24 protein-coding genes are annotated in these 24,441 nt (G+C 41.8%); 8 read left to right on the top strand and 16 right to left on the bottom strand.

Translation table 11 applies throughout. The features are described 5' to 3' along the window. Nucleotides 1-50 precede the first annotated feature (50 nt). The 7 genes from ubiD to PULV_RS00445 all read right to left on the bottom strand — a co-directional run bounded on the left by ubiD (nt 51) and on the right by PULV_RS00445 (nt 6,694). The gene (ubiD, locus tag PULV_RS00415) at nt 51-1,529 is read right to left on the bottom strand and encodes a 4-hydroxy-3-polyprenylbenzoate decarboxylase (RefSeq protein ID WP_086746034.1); all 1,479 of its coding nucleotides are present in this window, start codon (nt 1,527-1,529) and stop codon (nt 51-53) included. Nucleotides 1,530-1,638: 109 nt separating this feature from the next. Then, nucleotides 1,639-2,304, bottom strand: coding sequence for a hypothetical protein (locus tag PULV_RS00420; protein WP_086746033.1), 666 nt, complete (start codon nt 2,302-2,304; stop codon nt 1,639-1,641). After that, entirely contained in the window at nt 2,304-2,726 is a 423-nt protein-coding gene (locus PULV_RS00425; protein ID WP_086746032.1) for a hypothetical protein, read from the bottom strand. Before PULV_RS00425 ends, PULV_RS00420 begins: the two co-directional genes overlap by 1 nt. 347 nt (nt 2,727-3,073) lie before the next feature. After that, complete coding sequence (locus PULV_RS00430; protein WP_086746031.1) at nt 3,074-3,334, bottom strand: hypothetical protein; 261 nt, start codon at nt 3,332-3,334, stop codon at nt 3,074-3,076. Nucleotides 3,335-3,339: 5 nt separating this feature from the next. Further along, the gene (locus PULV_RS00435) at nt 3,340-3,555 is read right to left on the bottom strand and encodes a hypothetical protein (protein ID WP_086746030.1); all 216 of its coding nucleotides are present in this window, start codon (nt 3,553-3,555) and stop codon (nt 3,340-3,342) included. 351 nt (nt 3,556-3,906) lie between these two features. Beyond that, entirely contained in the window at nt 3,907-5,259 is a 1,353-nt protein-coding gene (locus PULV_RS00440) for a sigma-54-dependent transcriptional regulator (protein WP_086746029.1), read from the bottom strand. Further along, nucleotides 5,249-6,694 (bottom strand): sensor histidine kinase, encoded by a 1,446-nt coding sequence (locus tag PULV_RS00445; RefSeq protein ID WP_193330597.1) that lies wholly within the window; start codon nt 6,692-6,694, stop codon nt 5,249-5,251. The genes PULV_RS00440 and PULV_RS00445 overlap by 11 nt, the downstream gene beginning before the upstream one ends. 343 nt (nt 6,695-7,037) lie before the next feature. Here PULV_RS00445 and PULV_RS00450 point away from each other — a divergent pair, with 343 nt between their 5' ends. Beyond that, entirely contained in the window at nt 7,038-7,622 is a 585-nt protein-coding gene (locus tag PULV_RS00450) for a hypothetical protein (RefSeq protein ID WP_086746027.1), read from the top strand. 40 nt (nt 7,623-7,662) lie between these two features. Here PULV_RS00450 and PULV_RS00455 read toward each other — a convergent pair whose 3' ends face one another. Further along, complete coding sequence (locus tag PULV_RS00455; RefSeq protein ID WP_319608723.1) at nt 7,663-8,265, bottom strand: DNA-J related domain-containing protein; 603 nt, start codon at nt 8,263-8,265, stop codon at nt 7,663-7,665. Between the two features lie 103 nt (nt 8,266-8,368). Then, entirely contained in the window at nt 8,369-9,571 is a 1,203-nt protein-coding gene (mtnK, locus tag PULV_RS00460; protein WP_086746025.1) for an S-methyl-5-thioribose kinase, read from the bottom strand. Nucleotides 9,572-9,752: 181 nt separating this feature from the next. Between mtnK and mtnA the strand changes: the two genes are divergently transcribed. The 3 genes from mtnA (at nt 9,753) to PULV_RS00475 (ending at nt 14,007) form a co-directional block, all read left to right on the top strand. Continuing rightward, entirely contained in the window at nt 9,753-10,775 is a 1,023-nt protein-coding gene (gene mtnA, locus PULV_RS00465) for an S-methyl-5-thioribose-1-phosphate isomerase (protein ID WP_086746024.1), read from the top strand. A 142-nt stretch (nt 10,776-10,917) separates the two neighbouring features. Next, nucleotides 10,918-13,746: a response regulator gene (locus tag PULV_RS00470; RefSeq protein ID WP_193330598.1), complete on the top strand. Its 2,829-nt coding sequence runs from the start codon at nt 10,918-10,920 to the stop codon at nt 13,744-13,746. After that, nucleotides 13,747-14,007 (top strand): Rho-binding antiterminator, encoded by a 261-nt coding sequence (locus PULV_RS00475; RefSeq protein ID WP_193330599.1) that lies wholly within the window; start codon nt 13,747-13,749, stop codon nt 14,005-14,007. It begins immediately after the preceding gene. A gap of 6 nt (nt 14,008-14,013) precedes the next feature. Here the strand turns inward: PULV_RS00475 and PULV_RS00480 are convergent, their stop codons facing one another. The 4 genes from PULV_RS00480 to PULV_RS00495 are packed head-to-tail and all read right to left on the bottom strand — an operon-like array spanning nt 14,014 to nt 16,210. Continuing rightward, nucleotides 14,014-14,361 (bottom strand): gamma-glutamylcyclotransferase family protein, encoded by a 348-nt coding sequence (locus tag PULV_RS00480; protein WP_086746021.1) that lies wholly within the window; start codon nt 14,359-14,361, stop codon nt 14,014-14,016. A 12-nt stretch (nt 14,362-14,373) separates the two neighbouring features. Next, on the bottom strand, nt 14,374-14,916 hold the full coding sequence (locus PULV_RS00485) for a 1,2-dihydroxy-3-keto-5-methylthiopentene dioxygenase (protein ID WP_086746020.1): 543 nt from the start codon (nt 14,914-14,916) through the stop codon (nt 14,374-14,376). Then, complete coding sequence (mtnC, locus tag PULV_RS00490; protein ID WP_193330600.1) at nt 14,913-15,599, bottom strand: acireductone synthase; 687 nt, start codon at nt 15,597-15,599, stop codon at nt 14,913-14,915. The genes PULV_RS00485 and mtnC overlap by 4 nt, the downstream gene beginning before the upstream one ends. Beyond that, entirely contained in the window at nt 15,596-16,210 is a 615-nt protein-coding gene (locus tag PULV_RS00495; RefSeq protein ID WP_086746018.1) for a methylthioribulose 1-phosphate dehydratase, read from the bottom strand. Before PULV_RS00495 ends, mtnC begins: the two co-directional genes overlap by 4 nt. 153 nt (nt 16,211-16,363) lie before the next feature. Between PULV_RS00495 and PULV_RS00500 the strand changes: the two genes are divergently transcribed. Next, complete coding sequence (locus PULV_RS00500; RefSeq protein ID WP_193330601.1) at nt 16,364-17,506, top strand: methionine aminotransferase; 1,143 nt, start codon at nt 16,364-16,366, stop codon at nt 17,504-17,506. Continuing rightward, complete coding sequence (locus tag PULV_RS00505; protein ID WP_086746016.1) at nt 17,494-18,273, top strand: amidohydrolase; 780 nt, start codon at nt 17,494-17,496, stop codon at nt 18,271-18,273. The genes PULV_RS00500 and PULV_RS00505 overlap by 13 nt, the downstream gene beginning before the upstream one ends. Before the next feature lie 12 nt (nt 18,274-18,285). Here PULV_RS00505 and PULV_RS00510 read toward each other — a convergent pair whose 3' ends face one another. From PULV_RS00510 to trxA, 3 genes are all read right to left on the bottom strand, one after another. Beyond that, nucleotides 18,286-19,542, bottom strand: coding sequence for a methyl-accepting chemotaxis protein (locus PULV_RS00510; protein WP_086746015.1), 1,257 nt, complete (start codon nt 19,540-19,542; stop codon nt 18,286-18,288). A 115-nt stretch (nt 19,543-19,657) separates the two neighbouring features. After that, nucleotides 19,658-20,917, bottom strand: a complete 1,260-nt coding sequence (gene rho / locus PULV_RS00515; RefSeq protein WP_086746014.1) for a transcription termination factor Rho — start codon at nt 20,915-20,917, stop codon at nt 19,658-19,660. 167 nt (nt 20,918-21,084) lie between these two features. Next, on the bottom strand, nt 21,085-21,411 hold the full coding sequence (gene trxA / locus PULV_RS00520) for a thioredoxin TrxA (protein WP_086746013.1): 327 nt from the start codon (nt 21,409-21,411) through the stop codon (nt 21,085-21,087). Between the two features lie 92 nt (nt 21,412-21,503). Here trxA and rhlB point away from each other — a divergent pair, with 92 nt between their 5' ends. Both rhlB and gppA read left to right on the top strand, forming a co-directional pair. Further along, nucleotides 21,504-22,769: an ATP-dependent RNA helicase RhlB gene (gene rhlB / locus PULV_RS00525; RefSeq protein ID WP_086746012.1), complete on the top strand. Its 1,266-nt coding sequence runs from the start codon at nt 21,504-21,506 to the stop codon at nt 22,767-22,769. A 14-nt stretch (nt 22,770-22,783) separates the two neighbouring features. Beyond that, on the top strand, nt 22,784-24,289 hold the full coding sequence (gppA, locus tag PULV_RS00530) for a guanosine-5'-triphosphate,3'-diphosphate diphosphatase (RefSeq protein ID WP_193330602.1): 1,506 nt from the start codon (nt 22,784-22,786) through the stop codon (nt 24,287-24,289). The last annotated feature ends 152 nt before the right edge of the window (nt 24,290-24,441 follow it).

Consider the following 24,441-nt stretch of genomic DNA (forward strand, 5'->3'; position numbering starts at 1 on the left):
ATACCTTTTCACGACGCGTTTATTTATTTTAGCTGTTTTTTGCTCAGCAATTAAGCTTTGTTTTTGATGATACCGAGGGAATCCCAGATATCATCGACTTTTTCTTTCACTTTTGGATCCATCACTATCGGTTCACCCCACTCGCGGGTAGTTTCGCCTGGCCATTTATTGGTTGCATCCATACCCATTTTTGAGCCTAAACCTGAAACTGGTGAGGCAAAATCGAGGTAATCAATGGGCGTATTTTCGATTAAAGTGGTATCGCGAGCCGGATCCATCCGCGTAGTGATGGCCCAAATAACGTCATTCCAATCGCGGGCATTCACATCATCATCACAGACAATCACAAATTTAGTGTACATAAACTGCCGTAAGAACGACCACACACCCATCATCACGCGTTTGGCATGACCTGGGTATTGCTTCTTCATGGTCACTACCGCCATGCGGTACGAGCACCCTTCAGGCGGCAAGTAAAAATCAACAATTTCAGGGAACTGTTTTTGTAAAATAGGCACAAAAACTTCATTGAGCGCGACACCTAAAATTGCCGGTTCGTCAGGTGGGCGGCCAGTATAGGTGCTGTGGTAAATGGGATCTTGGCGATGCGTGATGTGCGTGACTGTCATCACTGGGAACTCATCCACTTCGTTGTAGTAACCGGTGTGGTCGCCATACGGCCCCTCTGGAGCTGTTTCGCCTGGGGTTAAATAGCCTTCGAGAACAAACTCGGCACTGGCAGGCACTTGTAAATCGTTTGAGATAGACTTGACCACTTCGGTTTTACTGCCACGAAGTAAACCAGCAAATGCATATTCACTTAAGGTATCAGGAACAGGCGTAACCGCGCCTAAAATGGTGGCCGGATCTGCACCTAATGCGACCGATACCGGGTATTTTTCACCTGGGTTTTCTTTACAGAATTCTTGATAATCGAGTGCGCCCCCACGATGTGATAACCAGCGCATAATGATTTTGTTTTTACCGAGTAATTGCTGGCGATAAATTCCTAAGTTTTGGCGCTTTTTATACGGCCCTTTAGTGACGGTTAAACCCCAGGTAATTAGTGGCGCTGCGTCACCTGGCCAACAATGCTGAATTGGGAGTTTAGTTAAATCGACCTCTTCGCCACTTAAAATCACTTGCTGACACGGTGCTTTTTTTACTTCTTTAGCGGGCATGTTCAGCACTTGCTTATAAGCAGGGATCTGGCTCCACGCTTCTTTTAAACCAGCGGGAGGCTCAGGTTCTTTTAAAAAAGCTAATAATTTACCTACTTCACGCAATGCCGAGACATCTTCTTGACCCATGCCAAGAGCGACCCGCTCTGGGGTACCAAATAAATTGGCTAATACAGGAATATCAAACCCTTTAGGGTTTTCAAATAATAGGGCGGGGCCTTTGGCACGCAAGGTGCGGTCGGCAATTTCGGTCATTTCTAGGTATGTATCAATTTCTTGTTTGATACGCACGAGGTCACCGCGTTTTTCGAGTAACGCAATAAAGTCGCGAAGATCTTTATATTTCATTGCAGCTCAGTCAGTCACAAATAAAAGTTGACGCATTATAACGACATGCGCGCTTGGTGACCAATAATACCCGTTAAGTGCTTGAGAGGATCATGATAATAAACAGTGTTTAATAATTACCTATATCAAGTTCTATGGTTATGCCATTAGGGCTATTTTGGATTGAGCTAATACCCACATCTCTTTGTTTGCCGCTTTTCATGATGCTGGGAGTTTTTTTCAATGACCAAAAATAATCACTAAACTCGTTCATTGTGTTATTGCCTATTTTGTTGAGCATCAATTTAGCACTGCAGCGGTTTTGTTCATCACAGATGTAATGTTCAATCTCTGTATTTTCGTACAAAGGTGATTCTTTGAGTAGGTTAAAAACAGCATCTTGCGCATCGTATTGCCAAGTATCATCGAAGGTTGGATCGTATTCACCTTGCTGATATTGTTGATAAATACTTAGCGCTTCTTTGTTATTACTTAGAGATAAAACATTAGCCATTGAAATTGTAGTTTCGGTATTATTGCTTTGTACACTTGCGGATTTATTAGCCTCGTGTATTTGTAGGTGTCTATCTTTTGTGTGGTTAGCGCTTGTTGAGTTTGTTTGAGGGGAATGTAGATTTTGGTTTAAGTTTGCTTGTGACTTTGTTGGCTGCTCTGCGTTTACTAGAATTGTTGTCGATTGCTCGGCTTCAGAGCGGGATTGAAAAAACATCGCCAACAGAAAGCCTATCGCTGCGCAAGTGATTGCAATCACGATATTTATCCACATAGATTTCATTAATCTAACTCCAAGTTAATTGTTGTAATATTTTTGTTGTTAGGGAGTGTAGGTAGTGTTTCTTGTTTAAATTCAGTAATTATTGGTTTGCAGGGAGCGCAATAGCTAGCATCAACCAAAATATACGCAAGCTCGCCAGTTTTTAATAATTGCAACTGTGAGATTTTGTTTGTTAGTTCTTCCAAAGTGGCGTATTGATGATTGGTGTCATGATCCGATGCTGAAGTTTTAATTCGGATATCTTTTTGCTGCAACGCCTGAATTAATTGACCATTACTATCAAATACAAAAAGAGCAGGAACATAAAAAAAGTCACTCTCGATTTTAAGAGCTTGTTTGAATTGATTAATATAAATTGTAGAAGGCTCAGAAAAAACTTCAGCTCCATAGAATAAAAGAGTGATAGCAAGTAAATATTTCATTAGGTTTTATCTCTTGAGCCGAAGTTACTAGTATAGATGTCTTAATTATTGCCTGGATTAGAGTTTGGAAAGCTGGCGCAACCATCAGTATTACAAGCAGTACACGAGATTTGCCCACAAACAAATACATGACAACCAGGTCTACAACTGACTCCTCCATTATTAGGAACTGGCTTTGCTGCAAATACGGTTGTTGATAAAATAAAAAAGCTAAGGCTGATAGTCTGAAATGTTTTTTTTCATTGTAGTCTCCAAGTTTAATTTGTTCCTACTTTAACTACGATTTTTTTTTGCAACTTTTTAATCTTTCAAGGTGGGTATAGTTTTATTTTCGAGTTATAAAAACCTTAACCTTCAAGGTTGGTGGTTTTCTTTCTTCTGGTTGAGCCTTTTACGGTATTGGGAAATTTCTCGCTGACAACTTTTTTACCGATTGCGGTAATTTTATATTCATCGTCAGCTATTCGGCTAATCCAGTTAGCATCAAGCGCCCATTGAAAATCTGAAGGCGCGTTGGTTGATGGCTTGTGCCTGACCTCTTTAAAATACTCGCGGTATTGCGTTTTGCTAAAAACAGGGCTGCCTTGTTGTTCTAAATAAACGGCCACGCAGGCTACAAGCTCACACGCGCGTTGTGCGCTTTGGCAAAATCAACAAATTCAGGCATTGCTTCTTTGGCTGTAGATTTAACCGTGTGAGCTGGCTTAACTATTTCTTTTTTAACGATTTCACCTCTGGTCAGTACCATAATGGCAATCTCTTTTGCTAATTCATCGCTAATTTTGCGTTCAATATTTAAACCATTACCACTAATAGATATTTTTGACATGACAATCCTTTTTGTTAGGCGCGTCATAGTACGCGATATTGAGCGGGTGCACAGCGTTTTTAATTGATTTTGGGCGGCTTTTTGGTGCGCTACCCGTTTTGGGCGCGCTGGTGATTCTGAGGTTTTTTATCTTTAATAACAAGGTTTTAACATTGTTGCAATGTGATATGTAAGTCCAGATGAATATTATGGTGATTATTGATAGGCTGATATTTGAGCGCAGTTAGCGCGGCCTGTTAAGTGCAAGCCTTTTATTTTACTGAGTTATGGTTGTATTTAGTGCGATCCGCTAAAGCGCGCTGTAGGTGGGAGGAGGGGGGAGTTTTTCAGGCTCACCCTTTGAGTTGTGTACTACAGCGCGTGTTTTTCTAAGCGGTATAAAAACTGTTTGTAGTTTAGACCAAGCAATTTCGCCGCTTGGGTTTTATTGCCCGCTTCGCGGTTGAGGGCTTGTTGTAACAAGTTTTTTTCAAAACTATCCCACTCAATGCCATCACTTGGCAAGGTGAAGTGTGTGGTGTTATTTGTTGGGGTGTGTTGTCGAATGAGGGTATCGAGTAGTTCGTCTTCATTTTGCAAAAGTACAAACTGCTCTAAAGTATTAGACAGTTGGCGGACGTTGCCGGGCCAATTAAATTGCATTAGCTGTTTCAGTAGCTGACCACTCAATTGCAGACCGCTGATACCATAACGTTGGCTAAACAAAGCTAAAAAATGTTGAATTAAGCGCGGAATATCTTCTGTACGTTCGCGCAGTGGTGGCATGTGAATGGGCACGACATTTAAACGATAAAATAAATCTTCTCTGAATTCGCCATCTTGTACCATCTGGTGCAGGTTCTTGTGACTGGCAGCAATAACCCGGACATCAATTTTTTGTTCGTGATTGGCGCCAATCGGTGTGACTACCCCTTCTTGTAACAAACGCAGTAATTTTGTTTGTAAGCTTAGGCTGAGTTCAGCAATTTCATCGAGAAAAATAGTACCTTGATCCGCGGCCGAAAACTTACCTTGTTTATCGTGGGTGGCGCCGGTGAACGCTCCTTTGACTGAACCAAAGAGCTCTGCTTCGGCGAGATTTTCGGGGATGGCACCACAATTGATGGCAATAAAGGCGCGATTATTGCGATGAGACAGCTGATGCAATGCCCGAGCAGCCAGCTCTTTACCTGTGCCGCTTTCGCCGCTGATTAACACGGTTGCGCTGGTGGCACTCACTCGCTCAATGCGTTGAAACACTTTTTGCATACAGGGAGCATGACCAATGATATCGACTAAACTGCTTTGCTCTGTCAGTTGGTTATTGAGTTGTTGATTCGTTAAACGCAGCATATTGGCTTTGTTCGCTTTCGCTAAGGCTAACAATAACTCTTGGCGTTGAAAGGGTTTGCTGAGGTAATCATCAGCCCCTTGCTCAATCGCTTGTACGGCATGTTCAATAGAGCCATATGCGGTTGCGACCACGATACCGTGCTCTAGTTTGTTACCTCGAATGTAATTGATTAAATCAAGCCCACTGAGCTGGCCCAGTTTCCAATCGGTAAAAACCAGTTGAATATGGGGGTGTTGTTTTAATAGTACGATGGCATCTTCGACACTAAAGGCGCTAAATACTTGATAACTTGCCGCGCTGAGCATGGCGCTGATGAGTTCATTTTGAGCATGATCATCTTCAACTAATAAAATGGGGGTGTTAGTGCTCATGGTCAATCCCTGTGGTCAGTGTGATTGTCACGCAAGCACCTTCGGCCTGATTGGTGACGTTGAGTGTGCCTTGATAATACAAATGCGCGATCCGATTGGCTAAATAGAGCCCCATTCCCGCTCCGTCGGCTTTGCTACTAATATGAGGTTCGAATAAATGGGCTAAAATAGCCTCGCTAAAGCCTGGGCCGTGATCTTGCACGCTCACAACCACTTTATTTTCAATTTGTTGACTCGTAATGGTGATTGCATTGCGCGTGCTACTTTTGAGTTGATTCGCTTCAACGGCATTGACTATAACAGTGTGTAAAATGGTGCGAATTTCAGACTCTAATCCGTATAGACTCAGTGAGTGATCAAGTTCAAGAGTAAAGAGTGCGTGTTGATTGCCAAGTTCAAGCAAAATATCTTGAATGACGGCTGACAGCGGCACTGGCTGATCGCGTCGGACATCATTATTGCTAAGAGTGAGCAGCGCGGTGATATTTTTATTGAGGTGCGCAATTTTATTATGAGCGATGCGTTGTAATTGCTGTTGCTGCTGGGTTGATTGGCTTTGCCAATATTGCTCTAAAGTGAGTCCTAACGTATGAATGGGATTGCGAAGCGAATGTGCAACGGCACGACTGAGCTCGCCTAGTTCAACCAGTTGGCGTTGTTGTTCTAGTTGTTTTTCGCTTTCGCTCAATTGGGCTAAGCGCTGGCTGGTATGGTTAAATTGAGTGATGCATGAAGCGATTTCGGCCACCCCTTGCGGTGTGATTTGGCAACCTAATTTGCCATTGCGTAGCGCGACAAAGCCGGTATTTAATGCTGTGATTGGACGAGTAAGCGCGTGAGTAAAATACACCATCAGTATTACAGCAACGAGGCTTGAGGCAATAATGCTCCATAAAATCAACTGTGCAAATTGATCGAAACTGGAGCTGGTGGTAAAGCTGCGAAATTCGCCATTAATGACATGTTGAATCGATTCATCACTTTCGAGCTGGATAAACAGCGTATTGAGTTCATTGCTGAGTGCTTGTTGATGAAGCTCAATGAGCTGATCTGGTGCGACTGCGGTGTTGTTGCTACTTTGCTCAGTATTGATCCTAAATTCATATTTTTTCACTGTCGGATGAGGTGCTTTAGGTGCATTGGGCGCGTTGACCTCATCAGGTTTAGGGGGCGGTGGCGGCGGAACACTGGTGTTTGAAACCGTAATACCATCAGACAACATGATGACTTTGGGAGTTGCGTCGCTGAATTCAATAATTCGCTCATTGAGATCGTCCCGGGCTTTGCCGATGAGCTTTTTAGTAATGACCTGTGATTGCTGAGTGATGTCTTGGCGCACTTGATCTTTAAAGTACAGCACCAATAGTGCCTGACAGGCCGCAAGTACTAGAAAAATCAGACTAATGCCTAAAATAAAATACCGTCGAATACTCACTGAAACTCCTTATTGTTCGCTCACGCTCAGATAACATAAATGCCTTGTACGTATCTATCAAGAAACATTCCATAAAATAAGCAACAAAGCATATTTTTAACGCTCTGTAATTTAAGGGAAATTAAATTTATTCGCTGTGTTATGCCGCGGGTGAAAAACCGAGTTTCCTGATATCAGTATTCGCATTTCCTCATATCAGGATATCGGGGAGAGGGCTTTGAACCTGAATTTAAGCTAAAGCATTAAAAATAAACATGTTTTTTATTTGGCATGTATTTTTCATTAGGGTAAGAGAGTTATTCACTTAAACAATCATTAGCGATGGTATCGCAAGGAGAAAAATATGTTACTTACTCATAGTTTAAATAAATTTAGTCAGTTGTTACTTGTATCTGGGTTGATGTTGGCATCAGGGGTAGTTGCGGCGCAAAACACGCAAACAACAATGATTAAACTTGAACAAGATTTATCGGATCTGAAAGTGATGGTGAATGAAGGCCAAGGCAATCATGTTATTCACTTTGATAAGTCGGAGCTGGGCAGTGCGCAGTTAGATGAAAAAATTAGCCAGTTACCCGCTGAATCTCAAGAGAAAGTGCGTAAATTACTGACACAAATAGAGTCAGGGGAAGGTAAAAATGTCTTTGTCTTAAAAGATAAAGTGATTGAAGCTTACACCGATGGCGATGATATCACTCACAAAATGGTGTTCATTAGCCAAGGCGATGAACTGAATATCGATATCCCACCCCCACCGGCTGCGCCAAACGCACCAAAACACCCAGAACATGTCAAAGTGATGAAGTTTGCTTTGGATATCGAGGGAGAAGGTGGCCACGAATTTGCGGTGATTAAATCGTTGTTACAAAACGCGACATTAACGCCTGAGCAGATTGACGAGATTCAAACCTTATTGAATAGCAAATAATGACCTAACGCGTTGATAAAAAGCCACTGCATGTGGCTTTTTATGTTTGTGCGGTTGAAAGCAATTTAAAATGACGTTTCAACAATTGCCAATCATTTTGTAATTGTTGGAATTTTTCTGTGTCGCCTCCCGCTTTATCTGGGTGATACTTTAATGCCAATTGGCGCCAGCGTTGGCTAACGGCCTCAAAGGAGCTGGTGGCGTTTAGTTCAAATCGCGCAAACGCTTGCTCTACTTGTGTGTGATTGATTGATGAAAAGTCAGATTGCTGGCCAAATTGTTGCCAAAAATCGGTCAATAACTGTGTGATTTCTTCTGCGCTGGTGTCGTAGTTTTGCCAGTTGAGATAATAGTTCGCTAATGTATTGGGAGTGGTAAGGCGTGGATGAAGGGAGGTATCAATCAGTGTGACGTTAAAGCTGTCGATCTCAATACTAAGCTGCTGTTTTTGTAGCTCTGTTTGCAATGTAAACAATGCATTCATCACCAAAAAATTGCGTTTGAATAGGTCTTTATTTGCATCTGTGTCTAAGGTCGTCAAGATATTTTGTTTGCCGAGCATGCTAGTGAGTTCGTGGACTTTCCACTGAGGTTGCTGCAACAACGCAGTTAAAACGTCATCAAGGATTGGATTATTGATAATGTTTGACCCTTTATAAACATGTGTATTTAAACGTTAGCAGGGATAGTTAAAAATAAAAAGGCCTTGTTTAACAAGGCCCTTATCTATAAACGTTGTCAGTGTATTAATTTAGTAATGACGATAAGACAGCTTTGAGTGACTGAGCGTCGTGAATATCGTCAGCCGATTTGATGAGCTGTCGTCCTAAATTAATCGTTTGCTGTTGCACATCTAAGCGCGCGCTTTCATCCGCAATAGTATCAATATCGGCCACATGTGCTAGACCGATTGTGCGCCGGATAAGCTCAGTTGCGCAATAGCCAACCGCGTCTTTGATTACGCTCTGAATAAAGGCGCTGATATACGCAGGTTCTTGAAAATTAACATCTTGCGTATGTTGTGAAGCCAATTGGGTGAATTGACGGGCAAACTCACTCACTGTGGTATGCAAAGTATGCAAAAGGTGAGCTTGCATCGTGTGGCGCTCATTTTCATCCTGAATGCGGCCATTTTGAGCGCAATAATTGAGTAACAAGTTGCCAATAAATGAACCAAGATCAAAACCGATTGGGCCAAAAAAAGCAAATTCAGGATCAATCATTTTTGTCTGCTGTGCATCGACGAAGATGCTGCCACTGTGCATATCACCGTGCAATAGTGATTGTGGGGAAGATAAAAACTTGGCTTTTAATTGAGCAACGGCTGTTTTGAGTGCGTCATCTTGCCAAAGCTCTAAGACGAGTGGCTGCAATTGCGCAGGATAATTATTGCGTTCGTGTTTGCGATAAGGATCACTGAAAAATAAATCTTCAGTGATTTGGCAAAGCTCGGGATTAATAAACTGCGCAACCAGAGCCTTTTTTTCTTGAGCATCTAAATAAAAGTCAGAGTAGTAAAAGGCGGTTTTGGCAAGGTAATCAGCGACGTGCTCACCTAGCAAGTCAAATTGTTTGGCTTGATTTTGCGCGCCTCGCAAAATCTGCATGTCACCTAAATCTTCTAATAAGATGAGCGCTAAATCTGGGTTGTAATCGAGTACTTTTACTGTGTGTTCAGGGCATACTTTACTGTGGGCAATGAGTGCTTGCGCTTCGATACGCGCACGGTCTAGTGTTAAAGGCCAAGACTCGCCAACACAACGTGCATAAGGCAAAGCTTGTTTTAAAATAACACTCGTCCCAGTGTGATTACTGATCCTGAATACCATATTCAAGTTTCCATCACCAAACTCGTAGCAGTTTAGTGGTTCGTCTGCAGTAAATAATCCTGATTTTTCTTGAACATAGGCAAGCGCATCTTGCTCTGTGAAGGCGGTATATTGGCTCATTTGCACACCTTATCAATATTTGGACTTTCGGCATTCTATATCCTTAAGTGTTTAGATGTCTATACTTCTGTTGTTGCTGGTGAGTTCTTGCTAGGGTAAAATAGTTCCTTTGCTAAACTCAGTTTTGTATGAATGAATTGAGTTTTAAGCTCTTACCTCACAATTTAAATCGGATATCACGATGAAAAATTTACAAGCCGCTAGCCTAAAATATCAAGACAACCAGTTATGGGTGCTTGATCAATATTTATTACCGCATCAAGAAGTATGGCTGCCTTGTGAGTCGGTCGCTGATATGGAAAGTTTAATTAAAGCACTTAAAATTCGTGGTGCACCATTAATCGGCATTGGGGCCAGTTTATTGGTTGCTCATTTGGCAAGCCAACAGTGTTCTCGAGAGCAGTTAATCGAAGCCATCGCACAATTACGCCAAGCCCGACCAACAGCGGTTAATCTAATGCATTGTATGGATAAAATGAGTGCCGCAGTTGCTAAAGATGAGTATATTCGCGCGCTTCAAACCTGTGCCGAGGAAATTTTTGAGCAAGACATTGCTTTGTGTAACTCTATGGCTAATTTTGGCAACGAGTTAGTACAAGAAGGCGATCAGATCTTAACGCATTGCAATACAGGAGCTTTGGCTACCGCTGGCGTCGGCACTGCTTTGGGTGTGATTTATAAAGCGCATCAAGCAAATAAGAAAATCCATGTTTGGGTGGATGAAACCCGTCCTTTACTACAAGGTGGGCGGCTGACTGCTTATGAATTAGATCATTGGCAAGTCCCTTACACATTGATTTGTGACAATATGGCGGCGAGTTTAATGGCTGCGGGCAAGGTGGATAAGATTTTTGTCGGCGCTGATCGTATTGCCGCAAACGGTGACTTTGCCAATAAAGTGGGCACCTATAACTTAGCTGTGCTGGCAAAACATCATGACATTGAGTTTTATGTTGTGGCACCAACCACAACGTTAGATATTGAATGTGAAAATGGTGAGGCGATTCCCATAGAACAGCGCGAACCGGCTGAAGTTAAAGGGGTGAGTGGCAGTTTTGGACAATGCCAGTGGGCACCTAATAATGCTCAGGTTTATAATCCTGCTTTTGATGTGACGCCCGCAGAGTTAGTCACTGGCTGGGTACTCGACACGGGAATTTATTCTCAGTTGGATGTGCACAGTGGCGTGTTGCGCATGCTTTAATTCACACCAACATACATTCAGATGACTCCTTTGATAGGGGGTTAATCTGAATGCAGTTTTTTTAATAAATATAAAATGGTATAAAGAGGAAACAAGGCTCGATAATTATTTTAGGAACGTCAAACGGCGTGCAGGCAATTTGATGATTAAATGCATATGGACAGTGTTGGTAGCGGTGCTATTTTGTTGTTGCATGACGACAGCGTATGCGCAAAACTCGTCACCATTTACAGCTAAAATATCAGAAATTAGCGCTCTTCCCGATGATAAAGCCCAAATTAAAGCCCTTGATCTTTTCTTATCTCAAACTGAACTCTCGCCACTTGAAAAAATTACAGTCTATTTTGAAATCAGTCGTATCTACTATCAAAATGGGCAATACCAACAGACGATTACGCAATTAAATAATGCCCTAGAAGTCGCTAAAACACATGATTTAAAACTTGAGCAAGCTTCTGCTTACAATCGCTTAGGTGTCATTCATTATTTGATGGGTAACAACCCAAGTGCATTGCTAGCGTATCAATATGCCGAGCAGCTGTTTGTCGAAATAGATGAACCGCTTATGCGCGCAAAAACCTACAATAATTTGGGTTTAGTGAATGCTGCGATGGGCAGTGTAGAGCAAGCGCTAAAATATTATCAGTTAGCACAGCCGATTTATAACGAATTGGGTTCAGAAACAGATAAGGTCGATATTTTATTTAATATTGCTGGGTTGCACTTACGATTAAAGCAAAATGACTACGCGATTAAAATGCTGGAGCAGGTCATAACCCGGCGCCAAGCGCTTAATGACTTAGTAGGTTTAGCCTTAGGTTACGGCGATCTCGGGGCGGCCTATAAAAATGATGGTCAATTTCAGCTCAGCGAACAGTACTTACAAAAGTCATTACAATATTACCTTGATACAGGTGATGCCTATAACAGTGCTTCGCAGTATCATAATTTGGCAGAACTCTATAGCTTGACGGGAGAGATTGCTAAAGCCAATGAATATGCAACATTGGCGGCGCAAGTCGCTGAGCAATCGAGTAATAAAGCGGCCTATGCAGGCAGTTTATACACACAAGCGAAATTAGCATTTATAGCGAAAAACTTTGAGTTAGCGCTTGATTTTTTACATCAGTCGAGTGAAGTGTCAAGTGAGATGATGTACCGTGATCAGCTCAAAGAAAACCTCACCTTACACGCCCTCATCTCAGCATCTCAGCTGCAACCAATCAAAGCATTGCGCGCCTTGCAAAGCTACAAAGACCAAGTGAAAGATGAGTCAGATAAGCAGCTACAAGATAAATTGACACAATACCAAGCGTTACTTGATTCAGAACAGCTCAGTCAACAAGTCAAACAACTCAAACAAACAAACCGGATTGATGCCCTCAGTTTGGCGCAAACTCGTACTGAGCGAAACTTTACGATTGTCGTCGCGATTTTATTACTGGTCTCTACATTTTTGCTGTTCCGTCGCGCTATTTCAGAAAATGCCAAGCTGCAACTGAGTGAAAAAGTGAAACAACGCAGCGAAGAGCTAGAAGAAATAAGTAAAAAGCTACAACGTGCCAGTGAGGTTAAAAGTCAGTTTTTAGCCAATATGAGCCATGAGATCCGCACTCCATTGACGGCGGTAATGGGGCAAGCTGAGTTAATCATAAATGGTGACATATCGGCAGATAAGGTACGTGATGAAGTGCAAGTCATCTATACCAATAGCTTGCATCTGCTGGAGCTAATCAACGATATCCTTGATTTAACACGCATTGAAGCCAATAAGCTCACACTCGATAAAATGCCACATAATGTAGTGAGCTTAGTGAGCGACGTGATGCAAATGTTTGATGAACCCGCGCGTAGCAAAGGTTTGAAGCTTGAGCTCATTCATCATTTACCTTCGCCTTTTTACATCGAAATGGATAAGTTTAGGCTCAAACAAATTTTAATAAATTTGTGTTCAAATGCCGTGAAATTTACCGATCAGGGCTCTGTTAGCCTTACGGTTTCTGAGACTAAGTTCGGGTTGAAGTTCTGCATCGCCGATACGGGTATTGGTATGACACAAGAGCAATTAGGCAATATTTTCAATAGCTTTACGCAAGGTGATAATACAATTAGTCGTCGTTTTGGTGGTTCAGGTTTAGGTTTGTGTTTATCAGAACAGCTCGCTAACCTAATGAACAGTAGCATTAGTGTCGATAGTGAATTAGGCCATGGCAGCCAATTTACGCTGCATTTAACTTGTGATCAGCTATTTGATTACCAAGAAGAACTGAGCCCAGCCCCGTTAGAGACAGTGCCACAGACATTGTTTGAAGGGGTTGTTTTAGTGGCAGAAGATCACGAAGATAACCGACGTTTAATTAGTTTGATGTTAGAGAAACTTGGTTTTACGGTGTTGTGCGCAGAAAATGGCAAACAAGCCGTCGAAATAGCGCTTAAAACGGATATCGATATTATTTTGCTAGATATCCAAATGCCAGAAATGGATGGAATCGCAGCGTTTAAGTTGTTGAAAGAGTGCGGTTGTAATACGCCAATTATCGCGCTGACAGCCAATGCTATGGCCCATGAAGTCAAACAGTATTATGAGTTAGGCTTTAATGATCATTTGAAAAAGCCCATTGAGCGCAAGCTGTTTATCGAAACTCTTGCTAAGCATTTGGCGCAAAAAGAGCTGATGGAAAAAGCACCTGAGTTGCTCGAACAAATCGATATGTCTGACTTAATTGAGCGTTTTCAAAGTAGTTTTCAGCAAGAGGCTTTAGATCTCGCGCTGGCATATTCTCAAGGTGACTTTAATCAACTCGGTCAGCAGGCTCATAAAATTGCAGGTGCAGCGGCGATGTTCCAGTTTGAACAATTAGCGAGTGCGGCGCGTTATCTTGAACAAGTGATTAAGTATGAAGATTTCGATGAAGTGGCAGAGGCGGTTGAGAGCGTGAAGCAATATTTAACCATGGAAGTGCAGGTGTAAATGATGCAGTGTGCTGGCCATGATTATGTCGAGGTGGCGTGTTTGTACGGTTATCGTATCCAGTTGCAGCTCAAAGATCAGCAAATAGTGAGCGGTTATGCCCTGACCACGACCTATCAAGCTGCAAATGATGGTTCTGATGACAAGGTTGAAGTGTTAAAAATTCAAACTGAGCAACAAATTGTAGCGATTGCACTCAGTGAGATTTCAGTACTGACAGCAATCACAAAAAACCGCTTTTTTGACGTCGTGACTTTTTAAGTTATTTTAGAATTGTGTCGTTTGAGCGTCAACATAGCACCAAGCTTGTTTACCTGAAACAAATGTTAATAATACCCGTTTATAATCATCCACTTCATAGTCATCAGCTTGCTTGAGTTCATCGTGAGTGACTAAAAAAATTGTGCCAGGCACGCAATCGTTAAGATTGCCAGAATGGCGCAAAATAGGATGAAAGCGTTGGCCACTGCTTTTTAGCACTGCTGCATCGGTAATTTCGACTTTATCTATAATAAAACCAGCTAATGTATCAGCTTCGCCAATTAACTTTCTACCAAAGGTATCAAGCTGTACTGCTTGCTGCTGCAAAGTGCCATAAGAAAAAAGCGCTTCCATTGTTTAACTCCTTTAGTTGAGCTGTGGGAACTGAGAGGCAATCTCTGACTGAGTGCCGTGAGCGACCCAACCAGCTTCATTATTAAATAAACGGATTGCTGTAAATTCAGGATCGGATCCCATATCAAACCAGTGCGGAGTATTTGCTGGTACGGAAATTAAATCCCCTCGTTGACATAAAACTTGATACACCTTGTCATCGATATGCAAGCAGAATAACCCTTGACCGGCGACAAAAAAGCGCACTTCGTCTTCGTTATGAGTGTGCTCAAATAAGAACTTTTCACGTAGCTGAGCAGCATTCGGATTGCCTTTAGCGAGGGAAATGACATCCACAGTGCAATAGCCACCTTCGCTTTTTAGTCGATCAATATCTTGTTGATAAGCGTTTAAAATCATCTCGTTTGACGTTTCATCGGTAATGGTGGTGGCAGCTTGCCAGCGTTCAAAGCGAACAGACACTTTGTCTAATTGCGTTGCTATTTCTTGATGATCTTGGCTGTGAAAAATCGGTGTGACGTTTTCTGAGGTGTGATAAATGCTTAGTTGGCTCATCGATATTGCTCCAGAGTAAATTCAGTGAAATCACCAATCGAGAAGTGCTCAGGTGAGGTTTCTTGGCCATCGCGCACTAAATGACAGGTGTGTAATCCGGCAGCTTTAGCTGCATCGAGTTCATCGAGTACATCGGATAAAAAGATCACTTCATGGGCACTGTAAGGGAGTTGCTCCATGATGTTTTGATAAGAACTAGCTGATTTTTTCCCTCCGACTAAAGTGTCAAAATAACCACTAAACAATGCACGAATATCGCCATAATCAGAAAATTCAAACAATAAATGTTGTGCTTTTACTGAGCCCGAAGAGTACACGTAAAGTGCGAATCCTTGATTATTCTGTTGCTGTAAAAATTGATAAGCATCAGGATAGAGGTGCCCTGTGAAATCGTTATTTTGATAACCATGTTGCCAAATCATCCCTTGTAATTGTTTTAAAGGGGTGATTTTTTGGTCGGTCTCAATCCAATGCTGTAAGGTTGTTATAACATCATCTAAAGTTGCATCAGGTTGCTTCATAGCTACTTTAGCCGCCTCAATTTGTTCGCTCACCTCAGCATGGGCGTGATTTTTACGGACAAATTCAGCAATGTGCTTGGCTGCATAAGGAAACAAAATGTCTTTCACAAAAGAGATGCGAGTAATGGTACCTTCAATATCGGTGATAAATGCTTTGATCATAATGATGCCTCTAATTTAATGCGCTCTAATTCACATGCAAATAAAAACTCCAATCCTTCGAGGTGACGGCGGGTCTCGGCAGGAGAACGCCCCCACGCATACAGACCATGGCCGCGGATGAGAATGCCATGATAGAGAGGTGAGTGCTGATAGCGAGCAGTTACTTTTTCAGCCAATCGTTCAATATCTTGGTCATTATCAAAAATCGCAATTTGAATGGTTTCTTCGTGACTGGCCACGCCTGTTAGGGATTTTTGCATTTCGTAACCAGTGATCATCAGTGTATCTGTTGTTATAAAACGCGATAACACAGTCGCCGCCACAGAATGAGTGTGCAAAACGCATGTTGCTTGGTCGTCTAATTGATAAAGACTAAGGTGTAAATCAGTTTCTGCAGAGGGTTTACCTGCACCAGATTCGATTTGCCCATGGATATCAAACTGTAAAAAATGCTCAGCTGTTAATTGGCCTTTATCGTGACCGCTGGCAGTGACAACAAAGCCACTATCTGTTTTAGCTGAAAAATTGCCGCCCGTTGCGGGCACCCAGCCTTTTTGGCTGATCCACTCACCGGCTTCGATGAGTTGCTCAATTGCGTATCGGTTTTGCATTTTGCCCCTTAAAACGTTTAGATGGCTATACATCCATTTTATGCAATAATACCATCGCTTTTAACTGAAAACTATATACTGTTTTTGTTGTTTTGTTTGTTTTCATGGTAAAACAAACAAGTGGTATTCTGAATTAAATATGAAGGTGTAAGGGTGTTTCAAAGTAAGCTACCAGCGCTCGGAACGAGCATTTTCACTCAAATGTCAGCATTGGCAAATCAACATCAAGCGATAAATTTATCACAAGGTTTTCCTGAATTTGATACCCCTGAGTTTCTAAAAAACCAAGTGGCACTTTATATTGAGCGTGGGTTAAACCAATATTCACCCTCATCCGGTATTGCATCTTTGCAGCAGCAAATCGCCGCGCTTATCGCACGTAAATATCGTACACAGCTTAATGGCGAACAAACGGTCACTGTCACTTCAGGTGCAACAGAAGCGTTGTTTGTTGCGATCCAAACTTTGGTTAGGCCTGGTGATGAAGTGATTATTTTTGATCCAGCCTATGATTCATACCAACCTGCCATTGAGCTTGCTGGCGGCACGTGTAAGCATATCCACCTAACTGCTCCTGACTATGCAATTGATTGGCAGGTTGTTGAAGCTGCGGTCAATGATAAAACCCGCGCCATTATTATTAATACTCCGCACAATCCAACGGGTAAAGTACTCAAACCACACGATATCACAGCGCTTACAGGTTTGATTGAAAAGCACGACCTTTACCTAATTAGCGATGAAGTTTACGAACATATTACCTTTGATGGTGTCACACATTTAAGTGCGTTGATGTACGACGCGTTATTCAAGCGTGCATTTGTGGTGTCTAGCTTTGGCAAAACATTTCACTGTACTGGTTGGAAAATGGGATATTGTGTTGCGCCGCCTCAGTTAACGGCTGAGTTTAGGAAAATCCATCAGTACGTGACATTCTCAAGCTTTACCCCTGCTCAGCATGGTTTAGCTGCAATGCTTGAGCAACAACCTGAGCATGTTGAGCAATTAGCTGGCTTCTATCAGCAAAAACGAGATGTATTAGTTGCGGCATTATCTGCGAGCCGATTTAAGTTGCTTGCGAGTGAAGGAACATATTTCTTATTGTTAGATTACAGCGATATTTCAGACCTGAATGATGTGGATTTTTGCCATTGGTTGGCGCAAAAGGTTGGGGTGGCGGCGATTCCACTGAGTGTGTTTTATAAGGCAAAATCAACAGACAAAGTTATTCGCTTATGTTTTGCCAAAAACGATGAGACGCTTATCGCTGCTGCGGAGAAATTATGTCAACTTTAACTGTTGCGCTTGTGCAAACGGATATTCAGTGGTGCGATCGCGCCGCTAATTTAGCGAAGCTATCGACACAGCTCCTAGAATGTAAGGATGTGGATCTGATTTTATTGCCAGAGACGTTTGCAACTGGTTTTGCTATTGCCGAGCGACGTATACGAGTTGATGAGACTGGCGAAGATGTACTTGTTTGGATGAAAAAGATGTCAGCGACACTCGATGCGGTGATTGCCGGATCAGTGCTCGTTCATCAAGGCAATAAAGCAGCGAATCGTTTCTTTTGGGTATGGCCTAATGGTGATGTGCAGTTTTATGATAAACGTCATTTGTTTCGCCTTGGTAACGAGGGCGATTTTGTTGTTGCAGGCACAAACAGAACAGTGTTGACAGTCAAAGGGGTACGCATTCTACCACTTGTTTGTTATGACCTGCGCTTTCCTGTGTGGTCACGCAATTGCAATGATTATGATGTGCTCGTCAATGTCGCTAATTGGCCAGCAGCCAGGCGGCATATTTGGGATACCCTATTAAAAGCGCGGGCGATGGAAAATCAAGCCTTTGTATTGGGTGTTAATCGTGTCGGCGAGGATGGTAATGGCGTCGCGCATAATGGCGGTACAGCTGGGTATGATTTTGTTGGTGAGCCTTTGGGGATTGCACCCGATAATCAGGAGGCTATTTGTAAGCTAACACTTGATTTGCAGGCTTTAGCACAATTTAAAACGTCGTTTCCGGCATTTTTAGATGCTGATGTTTTTTCCATCGAATCATAACTGAACGTCGAGCTAAAACAGCTCGACTTCACCGAGTTTTAAGTCTGCTTCTTTTTGGGTGCTTAACTCTATTTTTTGTTGTTTTGCTGGACGTTGTTTGGTGTCCCAATCCATATCTGAAAAGTCGAACATTTCGAGCTTTTCTTTTAAGCTCTGAGCTAATTTTTGTAAATCATCACTTGAGATTACCTGAATTTTTGTACTGGATAATGCGTCAGAGTTGAGTTCCATCATTGCGTCAACAGATAACTGTGCTTCGTCAGAAACAGCTTTTTGTTGTGTGACTTGCTGATGAATTTGCTCAGATAACGAGTGAATATCGAGCATTGATGCTTCGATATGATCCACTTCGTTTGTGGCTTCTTTTGAGAGGGCCACTGTTTGTTCTGTTTCTTCTTGTCCTTTGAGCATCAATTGATGCACCGTATCTGTACCTTTTTGAATTTTAGCTATCATGGTGCTGACTTCTTGCGTTGATTTACTGGTGCGTGCGGCTAAGTTGCGCACTTCATCAGCGACCACGGCAAAACCACGTCCTTGCTCACCAGCGCGTGCAGCTTCAATTGCAGCATTGAGCGCGAGAAGATTGGTTTGCTCTGCAATAGCATTGATAACTTCAATAATGGAACTGATTTGGTCGCTATCGTGCTTGAGTTCATCTATTTGTTTGCTGGTTTGTTCTATTTGCTCAGCTAAATTGAGTAGGCTGGACTGGCTTTTATTGGCATCTTGGCGTGTTTGTTTCACTGATCTGGTTGCTGATCCAACCGCTTGATAAATTTTCTCAAGGTTCTCATCGAGGCTACGTGATACCTCAATCATGGCATTCATGGATTCACCGAGCACTTCTCCATGATTATGCTGCATAGTGGCTTTTTGACTCATGGAGGTGTAGGTATCCCTAAGTTCATTGGCCATAGGGGAGAGTCTTGCTGAAGATGAATAAATCTCGTTGAGTAAATGGTCCATCAACTCTAGCCAATTATTGATATCAACGCATTCTTTAGGGGGTAATTGACCTGTATCTTGGTAGCGAAATTTTAAATTAATTTTTTCTGGATTGTTCACTGCATTGGCAAAGTTAAATAGATATTGTTCTTTAAAAGAGGGATGTGTTTTTAGGTAGAAATATAAGGCTGCAATAATAGCTATGTCAGCACAAATAATAAGAATTGTCAGTATTGTGTTTACTTCGAAATAAGATAAACAAGCTAAGTGAATTATGGAAAGGGATGATAACGAGAGTAAAGTGATTTTTGAAGCCTGCATAATGTCATAATTGATTTAATTAACAATACAGTAGGTATAGTTCAAAAATAGAAAAATCACGAACCAAAAAAAACGCCTGACTAGGTCAGGCGTGAGTTTTTTATGTTTTTGATGCTTACTTGCGCTTCATTGAATCAAAGAACTCATCGTTGGTTTTGCTCATCGATAATTTATCGATTAAAAACTCCATCGCATCAATCTCAGTCATCTCATGAACAATCTTACGCAGAATCCACATTTTTTGTAATTCATCTGCTTTAGTAAGTAATTCTTCACGGCGTGTGCCTGAGCGATTAAAGTCAATCGCAGGGAAAACGCGTTTTTCTGCAATTTTACGGTTTAAGTGGAGTTCCATATTACCGGTACCTTTAAACTCTTCATAGATAACTTCATCCATTTTAGAGCCGGTATCGATTAGAGCGGTGGCAATAATTGTTAAGCTGCCGCCTTCTTCTACGTTACGCGCTGCACCAAAGAAACGCTTTGGTTTGTGAAGTGCATTCGCATCAACACCACCAGTTAGAACTTTACCTGAAGAAGGAATAACGGTGTTATAGGCGCGTGCCAAACGAGTAATCGAATCTAAAAGAATAATGACGTCTTTTTTATGTTCAACTAAACGTTTTGCTTTTTCGATGACCATCTCGGCAACCTGAACGTGACGGCTGGCTGGTTCATCGAAGGTAGAAGCAACCACTTCACCTTTAACAAGGCGCTGCATTTCGGTAACTTCTTCTGGACGTTCGTCGATCAGAAGTACCATTAGCTCGCACTCAGGATAGTTATGAGTGATTGATTGCGCGATATTTTGTAATAACATCGTTTTACCGGCTTTTGGCGGCGCAACTAATAAGCCACGCTGTCCTCGTCCGATAGGTGAGGCAAGATCTAATACTCGTGCCGTGATGTCTTCAGTACTACCATTTCCACGCTCCATGCGTAAACGCTCATTGGCATGAAGAGGGGTTAAATTTTCAAAAAGGATTTTAGTACGAGAGCTTTCAGGACGGTCAAAGTTAACTTCATTCACTTTTAGTAAAGCAAAATAACGTTCGCCTTCCTTAGGTGGGCGAATCAAACCAGATATCGAGTCACCGGTACGTAAACTAAAGCGGCGAATTTGGCTTGGTGAGACATATATGTCATCAGGACCTGCTAGGTAAGACGCTTCAGATGATCTTAAAAAGCCAAAACCATCTTGAAGGATTTCGAGTACTCCGCCGCCAAAAATATTCTCACCGCTTTTAGCGTGAGACTTTAAAATGGCAAAAATAATATCTTGTTTTCTTAAGCGGGCTACGTTTTCAAGTCCCATGGACTCGGCTAGCTTTACAAGCTCATTGATAGGCTTGTCTTTTAATTCGCGTAAATGCATATTGGTGGGTTCTTTACTGTTTAAAATGCTCAAACTTAATTTGAGTTGCGGTATTTTGAAATTAACTAAGGGATGTATCTTTGGCTTAATAAGCTAGCAGCTATTTTTTAGTGCGTCCAGCTCTTATAAAAATAAAATAAAAAAAAAGGGCAGAGCCCTTTTCTTATTTAGATGTTATTTTCTAAAAATTCAACAAGTTGAGTTTTAGAGAGTGCACCTACTTTTGTCGCAGCTACTTGGCCATCTTTGAAAAGCAACAAAGTTGGAATGCCACGAATACCAAATTTAGGCGGAGTGCCTGAGTTTTGGTCGATGTTTAATTTACCAATAACTACACGATCAGCAAACTCACCTGCCACATCATCTAAGATAGGGGCGATCATTTTACAAGGACCACACCACTCAGCCCAGAAATCAACTAGGACTGGTTTTTCAGACTTAAGTACGTCTGCTTCGAAACTATCATCAGTTAATTGGATTATTTTGTCGCTCATTGAGCTCTCCATCATATATTAGCAAATTTATTTAATGTGTATTTAAACACTCTTGTTTCTTATTGCAAGCTTAAGCGTTATGCTTTATCGCTATGAATAATACACATCTATCAGAAAAAAAGTTTGCGGACTTTGATCTTGCACCAGAAGTTGTTTCTGGCCTGACTAAAAATGGCTTTGAATTTTGTACGCCAATTCAAGCCCAGTGCTTACCTTTTGCTATCGAAAAACGCGATATTGCAGGGCAAGCTCAGACAGGAACAGGGAAGACACTCGCGTTTTTAACCGCGACATGTCATCACCTTTTGCAAAACAAAAAAGCCCAAAGCAAACACCCAAGAGCCCTGATCATGGCTCCCACAAGGGAGTTAGCTGTTCAGATCCACAAAGATGCTAAAATTTTAGCGCCGCACTGTAATCTTAACTTAGGTTTAGTATATGGTGGCGAGGAATATGAAAAACAACTAGCACAGCTCGAAAAAGGTGTAGATATTTTAATTGGCACTACGGGTCGTCTGATCGATTTATACAAACAAGGCGCTTACAGCCTGAACGAAATCGAAGTTGTGGTCTTAGATGAAGCCGATCGAATGTTTGATTTGGGCTTTATTAAAGACATTCGTTATTTATTTAGACGTATGCCAGATGCATCACAGAGGTTAAATTTATTATTCTCGGCAACGTTATCGTATCGTGTTCAAGAGTTGGCCTTCGAACACATGACAAATCCAATTCATGTGCAAGTAGAACCAAGTCAAAAAACCGGTAAACGAATTGTGGAAGAGTTATTCCATACTGCTCAAACCGATAAAATTCCGTTACTGCTTACATTAATAGAAGAAGAATGGCCAGACAAAGCGATTGTGTTTTCTAATACAAAGCATATGTGCGAAACGGTATATGCATGGCTTAAAGCGGCAGATCATCGTGTTGGATTATTAACGGGCGATGTAAATCAGAAAAAACGAATTTCGATTTTAGAGCAATTTACTGCAGGTAATTTGGACTTTCTGGTTGCCACAGATGTTGCGGCGCGCGGTCTTCATATTCCGGCGGTTAGTCATGTCTTTAATTTTGATTTACCAGATGACTGTGAAGATTACGTTCACCGAATCGGCAGAACAGGGCGTGCAGGCGCATCAGGTAAAGCAATTAGCTTTGCGTGTGAGCAATATGCATATAATCTTGACCCTATTGAGGAATATGTGGAGCATGCTATTCCACTGTCACATTATGACAAAACAGCCTTAATAGATGATATACCCGCACCTAGGATCCAACGAAAGCGCGCGCCACAATCGCAAAACTCTCGTTCAGGTGGCAATAGACCCCATAACGCTCGACATAGAGCGAGATAGTACAAGAGGTAGAAATGACCGGTGCTCAATTTCAACAGCATCAAAATGTGTATGCTGTAATTGATTTAGGTTCAAATAGTTTTCACATGCTGATTGCAAAATCAGTGGCCGGGAGTTTACAGACCATTGGGCGGTTAAAGCGTAAAGTGCGTTTAGCCGCAGGTCTTGATAGTGATAATGTTCTCAGTATTGCAGCTATGCAACGAGGTTGGGAGTGTTTGTCACTATTTGCTGAGCGATTACAAGATATCCCAGCAACCAATATTACTATAGTGGCAACAGCCACTTTGCGCTTAGCAACTAATGCTGATCAGTTTATTGAGCAAGCAGAAAAAATCCTCAATCATAAAATCAATATTATAAGTGGTGAAACTGAAGCGAAGACCATTTATAAAGGTGTCGCTTACACGTCGGCAGCGATCGGCAAGCAATTAGTTATTGATATTGGTGGAGCCAGCACAGAAGTTGTCATAGGTGATGGTTTCACGCCATTGCATTATAAGAGCCTCAATATGGGGTGCGTCACTTATTTGGAGCGCTACTTTAAAGATGGCGAGCTAACCCACCAAAATTTCAACGACGCAATTAAAGCTGCACATTTAGTTATTGCTAAAATCTCGCAGCAATATAAAGAAACTGGTTGGCTAAGTGTCTCAGGTGCATCTGGAACCGTGCAGGCTATTCAGGAAATCATGATTGCTCAAAGGCAAGATGATCTGCTAACACTGGATAAACTAAATGCGATCAAGCATCAAGCAGTACTCTATAAAAATATTCATAAGTTAGAGCTACCGGGGTTATTAGAAGAGCGTCGGTTGGTTTTTGCTTCAGGACTTGCAATTTTGATAGCTTTATTCGAAGCGCTTGAAATTGAAACGATGGGATTAGCCGGAGGTGCACTTCGTGAAGGTGTACTATATAGCATGATTCCAGAGCTGCAAAATCATGATATACGTCAGAGAACAATTGATAGCTTTATTGAGCGTTATCATGTCGATCAAGTTCAAGGGCACAGAGTTGCAGAATTAACACGAACTCTTGCTTTGCAAGTTGAAACAAGCTGGGAGATAGAAGAACACGAAGGTGTGTCTTTGCTTTATGCTGCAGCTCAACTACATGAAGTCGGATTACTGATAGAGTACAAACAGTATCAAAAGCATACTAGCTACATTATTAGAAATACCGATATGCCCGGTTATAGTCAGACTCAACATAAAATCATCGGACAGTTGGTTAAGCAGCACCGTGCAGATATAGAGCGAAAATCATTACAGACATTTGGTAATCAGGACGAATTTGTAATGCGTATTTTAAGAATACTGCGTTTAGCGGTAATTTTAACAATGCGAAGAAAAAATGACGTATTACCTGATATCACACTACACGCTGAGCAAGATAAATTAGTACTAAGTTTACCTAGCCACTGGTTATCACAGCACCCACTGATGCAAACAGAGTTAGAACAAGAAGTTCAATACCAGAAAAAAGCAGGGTGGGAACTGGTTTTATTCCAAAGCTAAACCATTTACATGTACGAAACACATCATAAAAGTACTCTTTTTGAGCGTTTCGTACTAATTTCGCCCTAAAACGATCTTTTTTGCATTTTTCTTAAAATAACCCTTGCCAAAAAAGTTCGCCGCTCTATAATGCGACCCCACTGAGACGGCAG

It is taken from the genome of Pseudoalteromonas ulvae UL12 (assembly GCF_014925405.1).
Classification (GTDB): domain Bacteria; phylum Pseudomonadota; class Gammaproteobacteria; order Enterobacterales; family Alteromonadaceae; genus Pseudoalteromonas; species Pseudoalteromonas ulvae.

Excerpts from the sequence above, each read along its gene's own strand:
- ubiD (WP_086746034.1), bottom strand. The coding sequence starts at position 1,529 with ATGAAATATAAAGATCTTCGCGACTTTATTGCGTTACTCGAAAAACGC.
- PULV_RS00420 (WP_086746033.1), bottom strand. The coding sequence starts at position 2,304 with ATGAAATCTATGTGGATAAATATCGTGATTGCAATCACTTGCGCAGCG.
- PULV_RS00425 (WP_086746032.1), bottom strand. The coding sequence starts at position 2,726 with ATGAAATATTTACTTGCTATCACTCTTTTATTCTATGGAGCTGAAGTT.
- PULV_RS00435 (WP_086746030.1), bottom strand. The coding sequence starts at position 3,555 with ATGTCAAAAATATCTATTAGTGGTAATGGTTTAAATATTGAACGCAAA.
- PULV_RS00440 (WP_086746029.1), bottom strand. The coding sequence starts at position 5,259 with ATGAGCACTAACACCCCCATTTTATTAGTTGAAGATGATCATGCTCAA.
- PULV_RS00450 (WP_086746027.1), top strand. The coding sequence starts at position 7,038 with ATGTTACTTACTCATAGTTTAAATAAATTTAGTCAGTTGTTACTTGTA.
- mtnK (WP_086746025.1), bottom strand. The coding sequence starts at position 9,571 with ATGAGCCAATATACCGCCTTCACAGAGCAAGATGCGCTTGCCTATGTT.
- mtnA (WP_086746024.1), top strand. The coding sequence starts at position 9,753 with ATGAAAAATTTACAAGCCGCTAGCCTAAAATATCAAGACAACCAGTTA.
- PULV_RS00470 (WP_193330598.1), top strand. The coding sequence starts at position 10,918 with ATGATTAAATGCATATGGACAGTGTTGGTAGCGGTGCTATTTTGTTGT.
- PULV_RS00475 (WP_193330599.1), top strand. The coding sequence starts at position 13,747 with ATGATGCAGTGTGCTGGCCATGATTATGTCGAGGTGGCGTGTTTGTAC.
- PULV_RS00480 (WP_086746021.1), bottom strand. The coding sequence starts at position 14,361 with ATGGAAGCGCTTTTTTCTTATGGCACTTTGCAGCAGCAAGCAGTACAG.
- PULV_RS00485 (WP_086746020.1), bottom strand. The coding sequence starts at position 14,916 with ATGAGCCAACTAAGCATTTATCACACCTCAGAAAACGTCACACCGATT.
- mtnC (WP_193330600.1), bottom strand. The coding sequence starts at position 15,599 with ATGATCAAAGCATTTATCACCGATATTGAAGGTACCATTACTCGCATC.
- PULV_RS00495 (WP_086746018.1), bottom strand. The coding sequence starts at position 16,210 with ATGCAAAACCGATACGCAATTGAGCAACTCATCGAAGCCGGTGAGTGG.
- PULV_RS00505 (WP_086746016.1), top strand. The coding sequence starts at position 17,494 with ATGTCAACTTTAACTGTTGCGCTTGTGCAAACGGATATTCAGTGGTGC.
- PULV_RS00510 (WP_086746015.1), bottom strand. The coding sequence starts at position 19,542 with ATGCAGGCTTCAAAAATCACTTTACTCTCGTTATCATCCCTTTCCATA.
- rho (WP_086746014.1), bottom strand. The coding sequence starts at position 20,917 with ATGCATTTACGCGAATTAAAAGACAAGCCTATCAATGAGCTTGTAAAG.
- trxA (WP_086746013.1), bottom strand. The coding sequence starts at position 21,411 with ATGAGCGACAAAATAATCCAATTAACTGATGATAGTTTCGAAGCAGAC.
- rhlB (WP_086746012.1), top strand. The coding sequence starts at position 21,504 with ATGAATAATACACATCTATCAGAAAAAAAGTTTGCGGACTTTGATCTT.
- gppA (WP_193330602.1), top strand. The coding sequence starts at position 22,784 with ATGACCGGTGCTCAATTTCAACAGCATCAAAATGTGTATGCTGTAATT.